Source organism: Nocardia sp. NPDC050697 (assembly GCF_040654395.1).
Lineage (GTDB): Bacteria > Actinomycetota > Actinomycetes > Mycobacteriales > Mycobacteriaceae > Nocardia.
The window spans coordinates 407,849-421,096 of record NZ_JBFAHY010000004.1 but is presented as its reverse complement, the minus strand read 5'-3'; the positions used below and the strand labels follow the sequence as shown (position 1 = coordinate 421,096).

Annotated in this window: 14 protein-coding genes; 10 read left to right on the top strand and 4 right to left on the bottom strand. The window is 64.9% G+C overall.

The annotated features are described in order from the left end of the window. Positions 1-43: 43 nt before the first annotated feature. The 4 genes from AB0H71_RS17560 to AB0H71_RS17545 all read left to right on the top strand — a co-directional run bounded on the left by AB0H71_RS17560 (position 44) and on the right by AB0H71_RS17545 (position 2,082). Positions 44-649, top strand: a complete 606-nt coding sequence (locus AB0H71_RS17560; protein ID WP_357021462.1) for a toll/interleukin-1 receptor domain-containing protein — start codon at positions 44-46, stop codon at positions 647-649. 206 nt (positions 650-855) lie between these two features. Beyond that, entirely contained in the window at positions 856-1,113 is a 258-nt protein-coding gene (locus AB0H71_RS17555; protein ID WP_357021459.1) for a LuxR C-terminal-related transcriptional regulator, read from the top strand. A 24-nt stretch (positions 1,114-1,137) separates the two neighbouring features. Further along, positions 1,138-1,674 carry a hypothetical protein gene (locus AB0H71_RS17550; protein ID WP_357021457.1) on the top strand — a complete coding sequence of 179 codons (537 nt, stop codon included), beginning with the start codon at positions 1,138-1,140 and terminating at the stop codon, positions 1,672-1,674. 108 nt (positions 1,675-1,782) lie between these two features. After that, a complete protein-coding gene (locus tag AB0H71_RS17545) occupies positions 1,783-2,082 on the top strand; it encodes a DUF1540 domain-containing protein (protein WP_357021454.1) in 300 nt (99 codons plus the stop codon). A 61-nt stretch (positions 2,083-2,143) separates the two neighbouring features. On the opposite strand, the gene AB0H71_RS17540 is transcribed toward AB0H71_RS17545, so the two are convergent. Continuing rightward, positions 2,144-2,347 (bottom strand): hypothetical protein, encoded by a 204-nt coding sequence (locus AB0H71_RS17540; protein ID WP_357021451.1) that lies wholly within the window; start codon positions 2,345-2,347, stop codon positions 2,144-2,146. Between the two features lie 702 nt (positions 2,348-3,049). On the opposite strand from AB0H71_RS17540, the gene AB0H71_RS17535 reads away from it, so the two are divergent. From AB0H71_RS17535 to AB0H71_RS17520, 4 genes are read left to right on the top strand one after another with little or no spacing between them, the layout of a single operon-like run. After that, on the top strand, positions 3,050-3,850 hold the full coding sequence (locus AB0H71_RS17535) for a hypothetical protein (RefSeq protein WP_357021449.1): 801 nt from the start codon (positions 3,050-3,052) through the stop codon (positions 3,848-3,850). A gap of 32 nt (positions 3,851-3,882) precedes the next feature. Further along, a complete protein-coding gene (locus AB0H71_RS17530) occupies positions 3,883-5,751 on the top strand; it encodes a fatty acyl-AMP ligase (protein ID WP_357021446.1) in 1,869 nt (622 codons plus the stop codon). Further along, entirely contained in the window at positions 5,714-5,902 is a 189-nt protein-coding gene (locus AB0H71_RS17525; protein ID WP_357021443.1) for an acyl carrier protein, read from the top strand. Before AB0H71_RS17530 ends, AB0H71_RS17525 begins: the two co-directional genes overlap by 38 nt. A gap of 20 nt (positions 5,903-5,922) precedes the next feature. Beyond that, a complete protein-coding gene (locus tag AB0H71_RS17520) occupies positions 5,923-6,738 on the top strand; it encodes a hypothetical protein (RefSeq protein ID WP_357021440.1) in 816 nt (271 codons plus the stop codon). Between the two features lie 1,033 nt (positions 6,739-7,771). Here AB0H71_RS17520 and AB0H71_RS17515 read toward each other — a convergent pair. Further along, on the bottom strand, positions 7,772-7,945 hold the full coding sequence (locus AB0H71_RS17515; RefSeq protein WP_357021438.1) for a hypothetical protein: 174 nt from the start codon (positions 7,943-7,945) through the stop codon (positions 7,772-7,774). Positions 7,946-8,477: 532 nt separating this feature from the next. Here AB0H71_RS17515 and AB0H71_RS17510 point away from each other — a divergent pair. Together AB0H71_RS17510 and AB0H71_RS17505 are read left to right on the top strand one after the other, a co-directional pair. Continuing rightward, on the top strand, positions 8,478-9,476 hold the full coding sequence (locus AB0H71_RS17510) for an HNH endonuclease (protein WP_357021435.1): 999 nt from the start codon (positions 8,478-8,480) through the stop codon (positions 9,474-9,476). A gap of 539 nt (positions 9,477-10,015) precedes the next feature. After that, entirely contained in the window at positions 10,016-11,269 is a 1,254-nt protein-coding gene (locus tag AB0H71_RS17505; RefSeq protein WP_357021432.1) for an ATP-binding protein, read from the top strand. A 320-nt stretch (positions 11,270-11,589) separates the two neighbouring features. Here the strand turns inward: AB0H71_RS17505 and AB0H71_RS17500 are convergent, their stop codons facing one another. Together AB0H71_RS17500 and AB0H71_RS17495 are read right to left on the bottom strand one after the other, a co-directional pair. Continuing rightward, entirely contained in the window at positions 11,590-12,381 is a 792-nt protein-coding gene (locus tag AB0H71_RS17500) for a protein phosphatase 2C domain-containing protein (RefSeq protein WP_357021429.1), read from the bottom strand. A 9-nt stretch (positions 12,382-12,390) separates the two neighbouring features. Next, positions 12,391-13,248 carry a sigma-70 family RNA polymerase sigma factor gene (locus AB0H71_RS17495; RefSeq protein WP_357021426.1) on the bottom strand — a complete coding sequence of 286 codons (858 nt, stop codon included), beginning with the start codon at positions 13,246-13,248 and terminating at the stop codon, positions 12,391-12,393.

Here is a 13,248-nt window from a genome sequence, read left to right as displayed (position 1 = left end):
GCCCCGCACACCGCATGCTGGAAACAGACAGGAGCAAACCCCTTTGACCGACATCTTTCTGAGCTACCGCAGCGCGGACAGCGCCTTCGCGGTAGCCGAGATCTGGAAACGCCTGGCCGAGAGGTTCGGCCGGGAGCACGTTTTCCGCGACGACGATTCGATCCGGCTCGGAACGGCCTACGCCGCCCCGATCCGGGCGGCGCTCGCCGCGAGCGACGTGGTGGCGGCGGTGATCGGACCGCTGTGGTTCGGCACCGACGCCGGTGGCACCCGCCGCATCGACGACCCCGCCGACTGGGTGCGCTACGAACTGCGCACCGCCTACCAATTGGAGATCCCGGTGATCCCGGTGCTGCTCGGCGACACCCCGCTGCCGACGCCGGAGCAATTGCCCGCCGATATCGCGCTGCTGGCGCGATCGCAGTTCTGGCGCATCGGGCACCGGCAGACCGAATCCGATATCGCCGGGCTGGTGCGGCGGCTGCTGCACGAGGCCGGCCACACCGAACAGCCCCGACAGGAGGACCCACCGACCCGCCCGACCTACTACGCGGACCGCGGCAGCACGAACACCATCGCGGACCGTGGCAGCACGATCGTCACCAACCACTACGGCAACCAGTCCGTGACGAACCGGGGCATCCACTGATGTCACACCCCCACCGGTCCGCATCCCCCCGATCGGCACCGGCCCGGCTCGGCGCGGCACCCGTTCCCGTCGCACAGTCGAGCACCGCCCCGCCGAGCGGCCTCGTCCTCCGGGTGTGTTCCCGCGATCCGGAGGACCGCTGGTCCTGAGCCGCCCGCCGGATTCGGGTGCGCGGCCGGTGCGGGATTCTCCCGAAGGAACAGCGCATGACCCGCACCCCCTGCTACCCGTTCGGCGTCCGGCCCGCCCTCAGCACCCGCGAGATCGAGGTGCTGCTCGCCTGGTTCGAGTCCGACTCGAAGACCGAGGCGGGCAAGCGGCTCTTCATCTCCCAGGGCACGATCAACACTCACCTCTCCCGGATCCGGGAGAAGTACGCGGCCGTCGGCCGCCCCGCGCCGACCAAGGCCGCGCTGGTCGCGCGCGCCCTGCAGGACGCGCTGATCGATATCGATGACCTCTGACGACCCCCTCCGGAAAAGAGCACAGTGACCCACCCCGACAGCCTCGCGGCACCGGGACCGCCGGCCATCGGCCAGGTGCTGCACGATCTCACCGACGAGATCCGCCGCCTCAACGACCGCTCCGAGCGCCTCGAGGCGGTCAACACCCGCATGCACGAGCACCTGGCGGCGCTGGAGGGCGATCTGCTGCGGGCCAGCCTGCGCCCCGTGATCAAGGCGCTCGCCGAAATCCACGGCGACTGCGTGCACACCGCGCAGCACGTCCGCGGCGCCGCCGGCGCCGAGCTCGCCCGCGCCCTGGCCGGCGACTCGCTCGCCTTCGCCGCGCGGATCGAGGACATCCTCGAGGGGCTCGGCGCGGTAGCGATCGGCGTCGAGGTCGGCGACCCCTTCGACCGGCGCATCCACCAGCTGCGCGGAACCCGCCCCACCGCGATCGAGGCCGAGCACGACCGGGTCAGCGCCATCCACCACCAGGGCTTCCGCCACGTGGCCTCGGACCGCCCGGTCATCCACGCCAAAGTCACGATCTGGAAGTTCGCCGAAGATTTGCCCGATTGACGTGAGGCTAGCCTGACCTTGCTGTTTCTCCGCGCGGAACCGATCTACGATCATCCCGGAAACCCGCGATACAGCCTGGTCGCGGCCCTTCTACGCACGGAGGAATTCATGACCACGATGGAAATGCCTCACGTCAGCGAATGTACGGTGAGCGATTGCTCGTACAACCACGACGGCTGCCACGCCTTCGCGATCAATGTCGCGGGCGAGAACGGCTCCGCCGACTGCACCACCTTCATCCCGCTCTCCGCCAAGGGCGGCCTGGAGCGCGTCACCTCCATGGTCGGCGCCTGCCAGCGCGCCGATTGCACGCACAACCAGAACCTGGAGTGCAGTGCGCCGAACATCCGCGTCGGGATCGGCTCGGGTGATCACGCGGCCAACTGCCTGACCTACTCCCCCTCCTGACCTTCGCTTCCCGGCGGGCGGCCCTCCCCCGAGGTGCCGCCCGTTCGCGCGTCGCGCGCCGTCACGAATACGAACACCCCGGCAGCGCGGAGAATCCTCCGTCATCCGCACTGATGGTGCCGTAGGTCAGAAGCTTGCTGAGCAGACATACCGGATTACCGAGCCAACCCGCCGAACCGGTATCCGCAACCGCCTCCGACGACGCCACGAGTATCAGCAGGGCAGCCGCGACCGTCACGAACGCGCCCCGCAGAAGATCCTTCATCGCACTCCCCCTCACAGTCGAATAGTGCTGTCGGAGAGAAACTTAGAAGATCAGGCCGCCGCTGACCTGCCCCCGAAACCGATGGGTCGGGTGGCGAGCAGATCATGCTGTGCCGCAGTACACTTCGGCGTCGGCACCTCCGGCTCGGCGTCGAGGCACCAGCCTTTCCGCACTAAATCATCCGTGTGTACCGGGTCGCCTTCGCGCTGGCCGGGCAGACCTCGACAACTGGTTCGCCGAGCGAACCGCGCAGCAATGTTGCATCCGGAAACAAGACGTAGTCGATCTGTGAATCCGGACAGCACCCGGGAACACCGCGGAACCGTTTCGGTCATGATTCGGCTCGACATCGGAGTTCAGCCGATCCGATCAGCGCGCTACGCGGCATTCTCGGACTTCTGACAAACCCATCGCGGATAGTTCTGGCCAACATGATCGAACTTGGCTACGCTACGTGGCGGCAGGATTCTCGAACTGCCGCTGCTACGGCGAACCCGCGTTCGACAATCGTATTCGGAACGTCCGCACGATGCTCGCGTAAGGTCCCCGGGGCTTGAATGCTCGGGTCGGCAGCACTGGCACCAGGCAGTGTCACCCGATGGCAGCCCTGACTGGAATAGTTCAGCCTCTCCTCAGAAACCGTCTCATCTCGCTGTGGCACCTCACCCTGTGTAGCACCTCACTCTCAGCGAAGGAGCAGTCATGACCGAGATCAGTCAGGCCCAGCTACGCCAGGAGGCCGTGGAGATCGCGCTGTGGCAGATGCCCTGCCCCGAGCCGGATGGCGCCACGAGATCCGTGCTCTCGCAGTTCGACTCCGGCAGCCAGGACCTGGCGGTGGGCAACAGCGCGGTGAGCGACGGCAGCTCGCTCCCCGACCTGGGGCCGCTGCAGGGCTTCAAAACGTGGGATTCCGTCGCCGCCACCATCGTGAACAAGGCGTACAGCATCACCAACTTCAATCCGGCCGTCACGGACTTCGACCCGGTCTCGTGGAACAACTTTCTCTACAAGTTCTCCACGATGCCGTTCTTCCAGGGCGGAACGTTCTACGCCGACAACCGTACAGCGGGCATCTCCTCGCTCTCCCTGGAAAAGGGCATCGATGCGGTGAGCGACCTGGTCCTGAGCATTGTGACGCCGGGGCAATTCAATGAAATCGTGACGGCCATCAAGAAGATCGGCCAGCTGGCGTTCCAGAACAAAGGGACGGTGGAGAAGCAGACCAAACAGCAGACCGGGCTCCTGTCGTGCAATGGCGGCAATTACTACCTCGGAGCCGTCCGGACCGAGGTGAGTATGGAGTACAAGGAGGGCAAGGGGTACCAGCAGCTGACCCAGGACCTCACGCTCTACCGCGGCTACGGCGTGCTCGACTTCGACAAGTGCAAGCGCAGCGCCAGCTACCTGCTCGACTGGGATGGCCAGGACGTGTCCGGTTGGGTGGGCGGGACGGCCAGCGCCTCGCTGCCGCCCAATAACAGCCCCGCCTGGAACCACTGAGCCGGTTCGTGGACTCCCCCGGGGCAGGTCTCATGTTCTCCCGAGAAGCGCTGCCTGAGGGCGCGACGGCTTCGACCTTCACCCAGGTCCTCGCCGATAACCTCGGCCACTCGGACGGTGGCTATACCTTCATCCGAGAGGACGGGCGCGAGGATTTCGTGAGCTGGTCGGAGCTGTCGCGGGAGGCCCTGCTCCGGGGGCGCGGGCTGCTTCGCAGCGGCCTGCGCAAGGGCGAGCGCATCGCGCTCATCGTCCCCGAGGAGCGGGAGTTCGTTCTCACCTTCCTTGGCGCGGTCTCGGTGGGCGTCATCCCGGTCCCCCTGTACCCGCCGATGAACTTCGGCAAGTGGGATGCGTACTGCGCGGACGCCGCCGGCATCCTGCGCGCGGCGGGAGCGCGTGTGCTCGTGCTGCCCGGGAACCTGGCGGAGCTGCTGGACCCGCTCGTCCGAGCGGTCGAGGGGTTGCGGTCCGTCGTCGCGGAGGAGTTCTTCGCCGAGCCGCTGGTGGGCGAGGCGCCCCAGCCCGAGGCGATCCTCCCGCAGGACGTGATGTTCCTGCAGTTCACCTCGGGGACCACGGGGGCCCCGAAGGGAGTGCGGGTCACGCATGCCAGCGTCCTGGCCAACTGCGCGGCCATCATCGGCGCCCTCGGCCTCGAGCGCGGCCGAGACCGGGGCGTGAGCTGGTTGCCCATGTACCACGACATGGGGCTGGTCGGTTTCGTGCTGGCACCGCTGATCGTGCGCTGCCCGGTGAGCTTCCTGCCGACGCTGCGCTTCGCGCTCTCCCCGAGGTTGTGGCTGTCGACGGTGAGCCGTCACCGGGCGACCGTGACCTTCGCGCCGAACTTCGGTCTGGCGCTGGCTGTCAAGCACACCTCGGCGCAGGAGCTCGAGCGGCTGGACCTGTCCTGCTTGCGGATCGTGGGCTGCGGCGCCGAGCCCATCCATCCGGAGACGCTGCGCTCCTTCGCGGCGCACTTCGCGGCGGCGGGGCTGCGGCCGGGGGCGGTGGTGCCGTGTTACGGCATGGCGGAGGCGACACTGGCGATCTCGTTCGGCGAGGTCGGAGTTCCGCTCGCCACGGATGTCATCCAGAAGGAGCTCTACCACGCGAGCGGTCTCGCGCGGCCCGCCGCGCAGACCGAGTCCCCCGGGGCGCGGGTGGCGTTCGTGCCCTGCGGACGTCCCATCGCGGGTCACCGAATCCGCATCGTGGACGAAGCGGGCACTCCGCTCCCGGAGCGGCACATCGGGGAGGTGGTCTTCCAGGGGCCGAGCGTGGCCGCGGGCTACCACGGTGACGCGGAGGCGACCCGGCGGAGCTTCACGGCTCACGGCCTGCGCACCGGGGATTGCGGATACCTGGCCGACGGCATCCTCTACGTGACGGGTCGCAAGAAGGACCTGCTCATCATCAATGGGCGCAACCACGACCCCCAGACGGTGGAGTGGGCCGCGGCCGAGGTGCCCGGCCTGCGCAAGGGCAACGTCGTTGCCTTCACCCGGCCGGGCCGGGCTACCGAGGAGGTGGTGATCGTCGGCGAGCTCCGCGGGGGAGACGCCACCACGGTGGCGCGGCAGGTCCGCAGTCACATCCAGGCGACGCTGTCCCTGTCCGTGGCGGAGATCATCCTGCTGCCGCCGGGGGAACTGCCCAAGACCTCCAGCGGCAAGGTGAAGCGCAGCAGAACCCGGCAGCAGTATCTCGAGGGACTGTGGAGAGCTGACCCGGGCGAGTCGCACACCATTCATCCACCCTTCACGAGGAGCAGTCATGAATACCCAGCTGACCCCCAACGAGCGAGAGCAGCTGTACTCCCTGATCCGCGAGAAGCTGGAGCTCAGCGGCACGGAGATCATGAACACCACCGAGGTGAGAGAGCTGCCGGGGGTTGATTCCATGAAACTCCTCGGCCTGCTGGGCGCGGTCGAGCTGGGCTTCCAGGTCAACCTGGGTTTCACGGCCATCCCCCAGGTGCAGACGGTGCAGGACATCGAGCGGTTGATCTGCGAGTCGCGCGCGCAGTACGCCGCACCCGCATCCTGAGTGCCGGAGGAGGGAAGACCGTGAGCACTCTGCTTCGAGAGCAGTTGCGGCGGGAAGCGCTGGAGATCGCCCTGTGGGCGGAGGGCAGGCAGGCGCCCCCGCGGGAGATGCTGGCGAAGCTCGGGCTGCTCGGCCCCGACGGCTCGGAGCTCGACGAGAGCGACCAGGAGACCGGGGTCGGCAATGCCTACGGCGGGGACAACACCGGGCTGCCCGGCCTGGGGCCGCTGGCGTCCTTCGGCTCGTGGCAGTCCGTGGCCGCCACCATCCTGCGCAAGACCGAGGACTCCGCGGGCTTCGATCAGTCATCCACGACCTTCGATGTCTTTCGGTGGATCATCTTCGCACTCCAGTTCGAATCGATGCCGTTCCTGGGCAACATCACCGGCGACAGCCGCAGTGTCTCCATCTCGTCCCTGTCCCTGTCGCCGGCCATCTCGGCGGTGACCGAGCTGGTCGGAGGGCTGGTGACGGCGGACACGCTCACCGGGATCATCAACTCGCTCAGGAAGATCGGCCAGCTGGCGGTCCAGAACAAGGGGTTGCAGGAGAAGGACAGCAACGTGCAGCAGGGCGTCCTGACCGTGGTGAACGGGGATCTGCGCCTCGGGCTGCTCCGGACCACGGTGCAGATGGAGTACAAGACAGGCAAGGGGTATCAGCAGCTCACTCAGCAGATCACCGTCAGCCGCCTGTTCGGGAGTCTCGACTACGACATGTGCATCCGCAATGCCGAGACACTGCTGGAATGGGACGGGCAGGACGTGAACGGCTGGGTGAACGGTGCCTCCAGCGCCAGCTACCCGCCCAACACCAGCCCCGCCTGGGGCAGCTGAATCGCTCTGGCCCAGACCTGGGGGCGGCGGCAGAAAAGCCCCGCACCGTTTACGCTGGTGCGAGGCTCCGTACCGCTCCCCCATCTGGACTCGAACCAGAAACCTGCCGGTCCTTCTAGTCGTATGCCGCAGTCCGTCAAGGTGTACTGGATTCGTTGCAAGACAACGCTTCTTGGGGTCTCGTGACCGCGCGACGTCTGCCAGTGTTCGTCGTAGTGGGCGCACGTTTGTAGTCGAAAAGTAGCCGAGAACACCTGGCGACGACATTCGTCACGACGTGGGACAGTGGGACATCTATCCACTGTCCGCGCCACGCACCGCCAGACGTGCGCTCGCATCCGAACGTTCGCGCCCCTCCGGGCCAGTCCATCCTGAACGCTGATCGTTGATCGCCTGGACGTACCTTTTCCGTATATCGTCAATCGAAATATCGGAAAATCTCGCGTCAATCAATAAGGTGTCCAGTTCGTAAAACCCACCCCTGTTTGCACCCCATTTGGATTGCAATCCAATTGCAAGGCTCAGCGACGATAACAGCGCAGATACGCCCGCAAGAATTGCCGCTTCGCTGCTGCGCGGGGATCAGGCAGCTGAATAAAAAAGACTGCTACTCCGCTGGACACTACAGCGCCAACTATGCTTGCATGATAAACAGTAGACCAGAGCGCAGATCCTCTTCGAAATTGATTTCGCCGCTTTTCGATGTCCTCAATTAGATTTTTGCGAAGCTCCTGTTCCCCGTCGGTCGTCGACTGATCATTGGATGTCGCTGTCGGATCTGCCACGGTAGCGACTCTACGACCAGGACCCGAGTTTCGATCCGGGTGACTTCCTTTCCCCTGCTTCCTCGTCCTGGCCATCCCTGGCTGAGGGAGGTCGTGTCAAGGGCGCTCTTCCCTTGACTCGGCCGAGTGAAGTCAGACAATCGGGCCATGAGGAGGCAGGGACCCCCGCCCCCACCACGCGGCCGGAGGACGCGCAGTAGTCCCGGACCCGAAAACAGCCAGGAGAGGGGGCCGAAGCCCCCTGGCGCTCAGCGGCGGTCGTCCCAGGTCGCGATTGCGCGGTCGTTCGCGAGGTTCCGGAGGTAATGGTGGTGGCAGTAGGCGTTCTCGACGGTGCGGTTCTGCCAGCGGAAGCTGTAGAGGTCGGTGGCGGGGGTGGTGCAGGTGCGGATGAAGCAGATCGGGGCGGGGGTGACGGCCATGGGAGTGGTCCTTTCCGGGTCGGTGGGATCTGGGCTCCGCCTGGACCAGGCCGCGCCCGCCCCGGTACAGGCTCGGCGCCGTCGGGGGCGCGCGGCCCTGCCCATTGAGGTCGCCGCAACCTGATCGCCCCTGCTCGCCGCGTGCCCTCGTCGGCGTCGACAGCGCTTGGCCTGTACCGGGGTGGGTGTGGTCTGGTACACCCCTTGGGCAGATTCCGTCGGCCCGGAAAGGACCACGGACGGCACCCCCGACCCGGTCTGCGGACGCACTTGCGCCATCCCCGCCACCGACCGGAGGTGACCCGGTCGCACCGCGAGGACGCCTGCTGCCACCACCACTACCTCCAGAACCGGACGGCCGCGCTCGATCACGGACGGTGCGGGCGGGTGACCACCGCCATGCCCGAGCACGATGCCGGCCAATTCCGCGCGTACCGTCCGCGCCGGGCCTTCCAGCTCGGTACCAGGATAGTGTCGGTGGGCTGGCCTACGTTCCTACGCAACAGAATCGATTGGAAGCAGGGCATTCACCGTGCAGGTATCAAGGCTGGAACGCTCGTTCGTACTTGAAGCGATCGCCGAGTTCGACAGGCTCGGCCGGAACGCCTTTCTCGCTACCCACAAGTTCGGGCCCGCTCGCGAGTACTTCTTGCTTCACAACGGCGTCGCTTACGACTCCAAACCTATCGTCGGCGTTGCCTATGATCGGATGACTGGCGAGGCACACGGGCCGGGAGACTTCTCGGGCGGTCAAGTACTCGCACTTCGGCTCCGACAGCTCGGTTTCGAAGTCACCGGCGCCTTGGACTGGAAGGCCGAGGAACAGATTCTCGCCTGTGATCTGTTGGTCGCCAACGGCTGGGCAACGATCCCTGAACGAGATGACCGCGTGACTGAGTTGTCCGCCCGCCTACGTGCCCAGTGGGTCTACTCCCCCAGTGTCCCGCAGTACCGAAGCACAAACTCGGTGCACCAGAAGCTTGAAGATCTACGGACCAACCGGCCCGGCTACCCCGGCACCCCCAAGCGCGGCGGAAAACTCACACCGCAGATTGCGGCTGCTTTCGACGCGGAGCCGGAGAAGATGCGCGCCCTGGCCGCGAAACTCTGGGCCGAGGGTGACCTCAGCATTCCGACCGACTTCGACTCCGATGTCACAGACGACACCCCGATACCGGACTCTCCTTCCGCGGCAGACTTGGTCAGAGCAGTCGAAGGCCGAGCCTTGCAGCGCCAGGTCACCGTGTACGAACGGGATCCCAAACTCCGAGCAGCAAAACTCAAGTGGTCGAGAAGGCACCGCGGATCAATCGCCTGCGAAGTGTGCCAGTTCGACTTCGAGAAGGTATATCCCGGACACGGCTCCGGATACGCCGAGGTCCACCACATCAACCCTCTGCACATCACTCAACAGGTCGAGAACACCATTGACGATCTGATCGTGCTTTGCGCTAACTGCCATCGCATGATCCACAAGGGTGGGAGAGCGCTGACACCGGAAGAACTTCGTGGCATCCTCGCGACTTCCTGAGTTCGGCGAGGCCGGAGCTCCGTGGGACGATCGGGTATCCCGAGCTTTGCTTCTGCTCCGCAGGCAGGTTAAGGCCGTTTTCTGGGGTGTCCGGCTGGATGCTCGGGGATCGCGACCTGCCGTTTCGGTATGCCGGGGTAAACCGTGATTCGCGGTACTCGTGACACCCAGGTGACACCGGCTGGCACTGCTGGGTGGTTGGGTTGCGCCGGACGGGTGGGCTGGCTACCGCCTGCCCCATAGAGCCTGCCCTTCTGGCGTAGAGGCTCCGGGGTCAAATGTGGGCGAAGCCCATCCCCAGGGACGCCGTCGGCGCTCTTGAGGCTTGAGGGGTGCGGGAACACAATGCAGGCCACCGCACAGCAGGGCCACGCGGCCGAGGGACGCGGTTCGGTCACCCGAAGGGTGCTCGGCTACGTCGATGATGCTCTCTGAGCAAGCTCGCTCATAGAGGATTCGGCCCGACAGCGCAAGGTTGTCCTGGCGGGTTTGATCCGTCCAGTCTTGTGCAGATTAAGTCTCTGAGCTAAATTTAGTCCATGGACGATACTGACGAGAAGGCGCCGGTCATCGACTTGGGCTTTACCAACCCTTACAGGCCGGGGGCGGGCCACATGCCACCTCATCTGGCAGGTCGCGAACGCGAACATGCCGAATTCAACGAGATGTTGAAACAGGACCCAGTCCTGAAGAACCTGATCTTGACGGGTCTTCGCGGCGTAGGCAAGACGGTCCTGCTGGAAACATTTAAACCGCGCGCAGTCGCCGCCGGTTGGCAGTGGGTAGGAACGGACCTCTCTCAGAGTGCCAGCGTGTCGGAAGACAGCCTTGCTATACGGATTCTGACAGACTTGGCAGTCATTACTTCGACCATGTCCGTCGGTATGCAAGGCGCCAGGCCGCTAGGATTTGGAGCGCCCGCATCTTCGTCTACGGAAATCCCGCTGTCGTACCAGGTCCTGAAACAACTCTACGAGGATGCGCCGGGACTCGTCGCAGATAAACTCAAGTGGGTCATGGTATTCATTTCGGAGCAATTGAAGGCTCAGAGGGGAAACAATCGGGTAATATTCGCTTACGATGAATCTCAGAACCTGAGCGATAACCCTGCTCGTGACGCATACCCACTGTCCACTCTTCTTGATGTATTCCAGTACTTGCAGCGATCGCAGATCCCATTCATGCTCGTGCTGACGGGCTTGCCGACGATGTTTCCGAAACTCGTGGATGCTCGTACTTACAGCGAGCGCATGTTCCGGGTCATAACGCTCGGCAAGCTGGACCGGACGGGCGCTCAAGAGGCAGTAACGAAGCCGCTAGAAACCGCAGCTTGCCCTATCAGATTCAATGACAGTACGGTCGAACAGATCTGCGACAGGTCGGATGGCTACCCGTACTTTATCCAATTCATGTGTCGCGAAGTATTCGATATCTGGATTTCTCAATTGACGGCCGGTGCGCGCCCTGCAACATCGATGGATGCCATCCAAGGAAAGCTCGACAGCGACTTCTTCTCTGGCCGCTGGGATAAAGCGACGGATAGGCAGCGAGACCTGCTTTGGTTGATTGCGCATGTCGATGATCCGGAAGGCGAGTTCACTATTTCCGAAATTGTCGAAAAGGGCAAGGAGCTTCTTGATAAGCCCTTTTCTTCAAGTCATGTAAATCAAATGCTTTCCAGCTTGATTGATCGTGGTTTGATCTACAAGAACAGATTCGGGAAGTACTCTTTCGCCGTTCCACTCCTGTCCGCCTTTATTCGGCGAACCCATCGGCCCGCCACCGGGCTGTAATCGTCAGGTCGCGGCTGGTCTTCGGCTCATCGTCAAACGTGACAACAGCCAGTCAACTGGGCAGTCTGCGGATTGGGCAGGGCTTCAAGTCCGGGAGGCAAGTCGGGGACGGCTAACGTCGCGCCCAGCACTGCCTATAATGTTGCAGAGTGCGGTAGGAGTGTCGTGGCCGTACGTTGCGGGCGCTGGGTGCCGCCGACGCGACCGACGCGCCGCGGCGACCGCGGTTCAGGGAGCCGCGCTGCGCGTCGTAGCGCGGCGGCGGCGCGTAGCGCCGCCGGTGCGCCTTGACTCTATATAGCGAATTTCGGCAACCACTCCTACAGGTGCACGACCGCCAAGGTCTTGTCGTCGTGCTGTTTCGCTCGCGGAAGCTGACGCCCGTCGGGATCGCTGTCGGCCTCCCAGGCGTGGCACTGAGCAAGGAGGGCATCGAGGTCGGCTTGTGAGCGTTCAGCGACCTCGGGCCACGGGATGCCGAGCGCTTCGATGGTGTCGCGGGCACCGTCGGTGGCGATGATGACCCAGGTGAGGGCGTCTCGTGGGTAGTCCACGATGCGGGCGTGACGAGCTGCGGCCGGGTCGGCTTCGGCGATCCAGTAGCCGTCATCGCGATTTCGGCAAACACGTTGAGCTCGCTGGAGTTCGCCGAGTAGCTCGCGGTGCTGTTCGTCGTAGCCCGTCCCGCTGGCCAGTCTGCGGCGGTACTCGTCGGCCTGGGGGATCGCCAGCTCATTCAGCCGGTCGTCAGTCTGCACCTCGTGCGTGCCGTCGGCGCGTCCGGTAACCACGGTCGTGTCTCCGAGAACCAGCACGCGCACCCTGTCACCAGCGAGCTGCACCACCGCGACGGTGCTCGACGGGGATATTCCGGGGCGTAGATGCAGTGCGTGCGCGGTGGCGGAAATTGCTTCGGCAAGTGCCGATGCCGGGTCGCTGTGCCGGTTCAGCCGTGCGATGACCGCGGCTCCGAGTCTGTCGACGTATTCGGAGGCCGGAGGGACATCGGGGCCGTGCGAGGTGGCTCCGTCGAGCACCACCACGCCGTCATCGAAGATCAGCGCCCGGTCCTCGTCGGTGCGGGCGGGCAGCACCGATACCGCGATGTCCATCGGTCATCCTCACTCGGTGAACGGTCCGGCGAGAATCCGGCTGTCGGTGATCGCGCGGTCGGCGTCGAAGTCACATTCGATCACCGCCGCGCTGAACCGCCCACCGGGCCGGTAGACGGCGGCGAGGTTGCCGTTCAGCCAGTGCGCTACCCCGAGTGAGCCGATACTCGTGACCCCGGCGATGTGGACGATGACACGGCCGTCCTCGACTCGGCGGGCAAGATAGCCGATGTCGGTGCGGACGCTGCTGTCCTGGCGGTACGGGGAGCTGAATCGCTCGCCGGTGTGCTTGTCGATCAGGTACCAGGTGCCGTCGATGTTGTCGAAGCTGAGCGTGTCATCTCCGTCGAGAAGGTGCCGGGCGACGGGGGCGGACTTCGGGCCGCAGATGACCACGGCGTCTCCGGGTGGAACCGAATCGGTGTCGGGGTCGATATCGAAGCGGGTGATCGCGAGGGACAGCCGGTCCATGGTGGCCTCGACCTGCTCTCGGGTGGCCTGGTCGCTGGCGTCGAAGTAGGAGCGCTCCCGGCCATCCTCCAGTCCGAACCGGCGGGGAATGCCGACCGCTACCGGGCCGACGCCGAAGTACGCGCGCTCGGCGGGTGGAGCGCTGGTCCTGATCTGGCTGATCCGGCTCTTGGTGATGCCGATCCGCTCGGCGATCTCGGTGAAGTTCAGGCCGGTGCGGCGGGCGTCCTCGATCGCTTCCTTCCGGAGGCGGGATAGCTCGATGGCGCGCTGCTGGTACTGGGTGATCAGGTCGGTCGCCCGCCGCCCGCGCCGGATTGGGTCCGGGTCGGATCGGACCTGCTCGAACTCGTCTGCGCTCGCCACACCACCGAGTTTAGAACCCCTTGACGACAC

Excerpts from the sequence above, each read along its gene's own strand:
- AB0H71_RS17515 (WP_357021438.1), bottom strand. The coding sequence starts at position 7,945 with ATGGCCGTCACCCCCGCCCCGATCTGCTTCATCCGCACCTGCACCACC.
- AB0H71_RS17530 (WP_357021446.1), top strand. The coding sequence starts at position 3,883 with ATGTTCTCCCGAGAAGCGCTGCCTGAGGGCGCGACGGCTTCGACCTTC.
- AB0H71_RS17545 (WP_357021454.1), top strand. The coding sequence starts at position 1,783 with ATGACCACGATGGAAATGCCTCACGTCAGCGAATGTACGGTGAGCGAT.
- AB0H71_RS17525 (WP_357021443.1), top strand. The coding sequence starts at position 5,714 with ATGAACACCACCGAGGTGAGAGAGCTGCCGGGGGTTGATTCCATGAAA.
- AB0H71_RS17500 (WP_357021429.1), bottom strand. The coding sequence starts at position 12,381 with ATGGACATCGCGGTATCGGTGCTGCCCGCCCGCACCGACGAGGACCGG.
- AB0H71_RS17505 (WP_357021432.1), top strand. The coding sequence starts at position 10,016 with ATGGACGATACTGACGAGAAGGCGCCGGTCATCGACTTGGGCTTTACC.
- AB0H71_RS17535 (WP_357021449.1), top strand. The coding sequence starts at position 3,050 with ATGACCGAGATCAGTCAGGCCCAGCTACGCCAGGAGGCCGTGGAGATC.
- AB0H71_RS17555 (WP_357021459.1), top strand. The coding sequence starts at position 856 with ATGACCCGCACCCCCTGCTACCCGTTCGGCGTCCGGCCCGCCCTCAGC.
- AB0H71_RS17540 (WP_357021451.1), bottom strand. The coding sequence starts at position 2,347 with ATGAAGGATCTTCTGCGGGGCGCGTTCGTGACGGTCGCGGCTGCCCTG.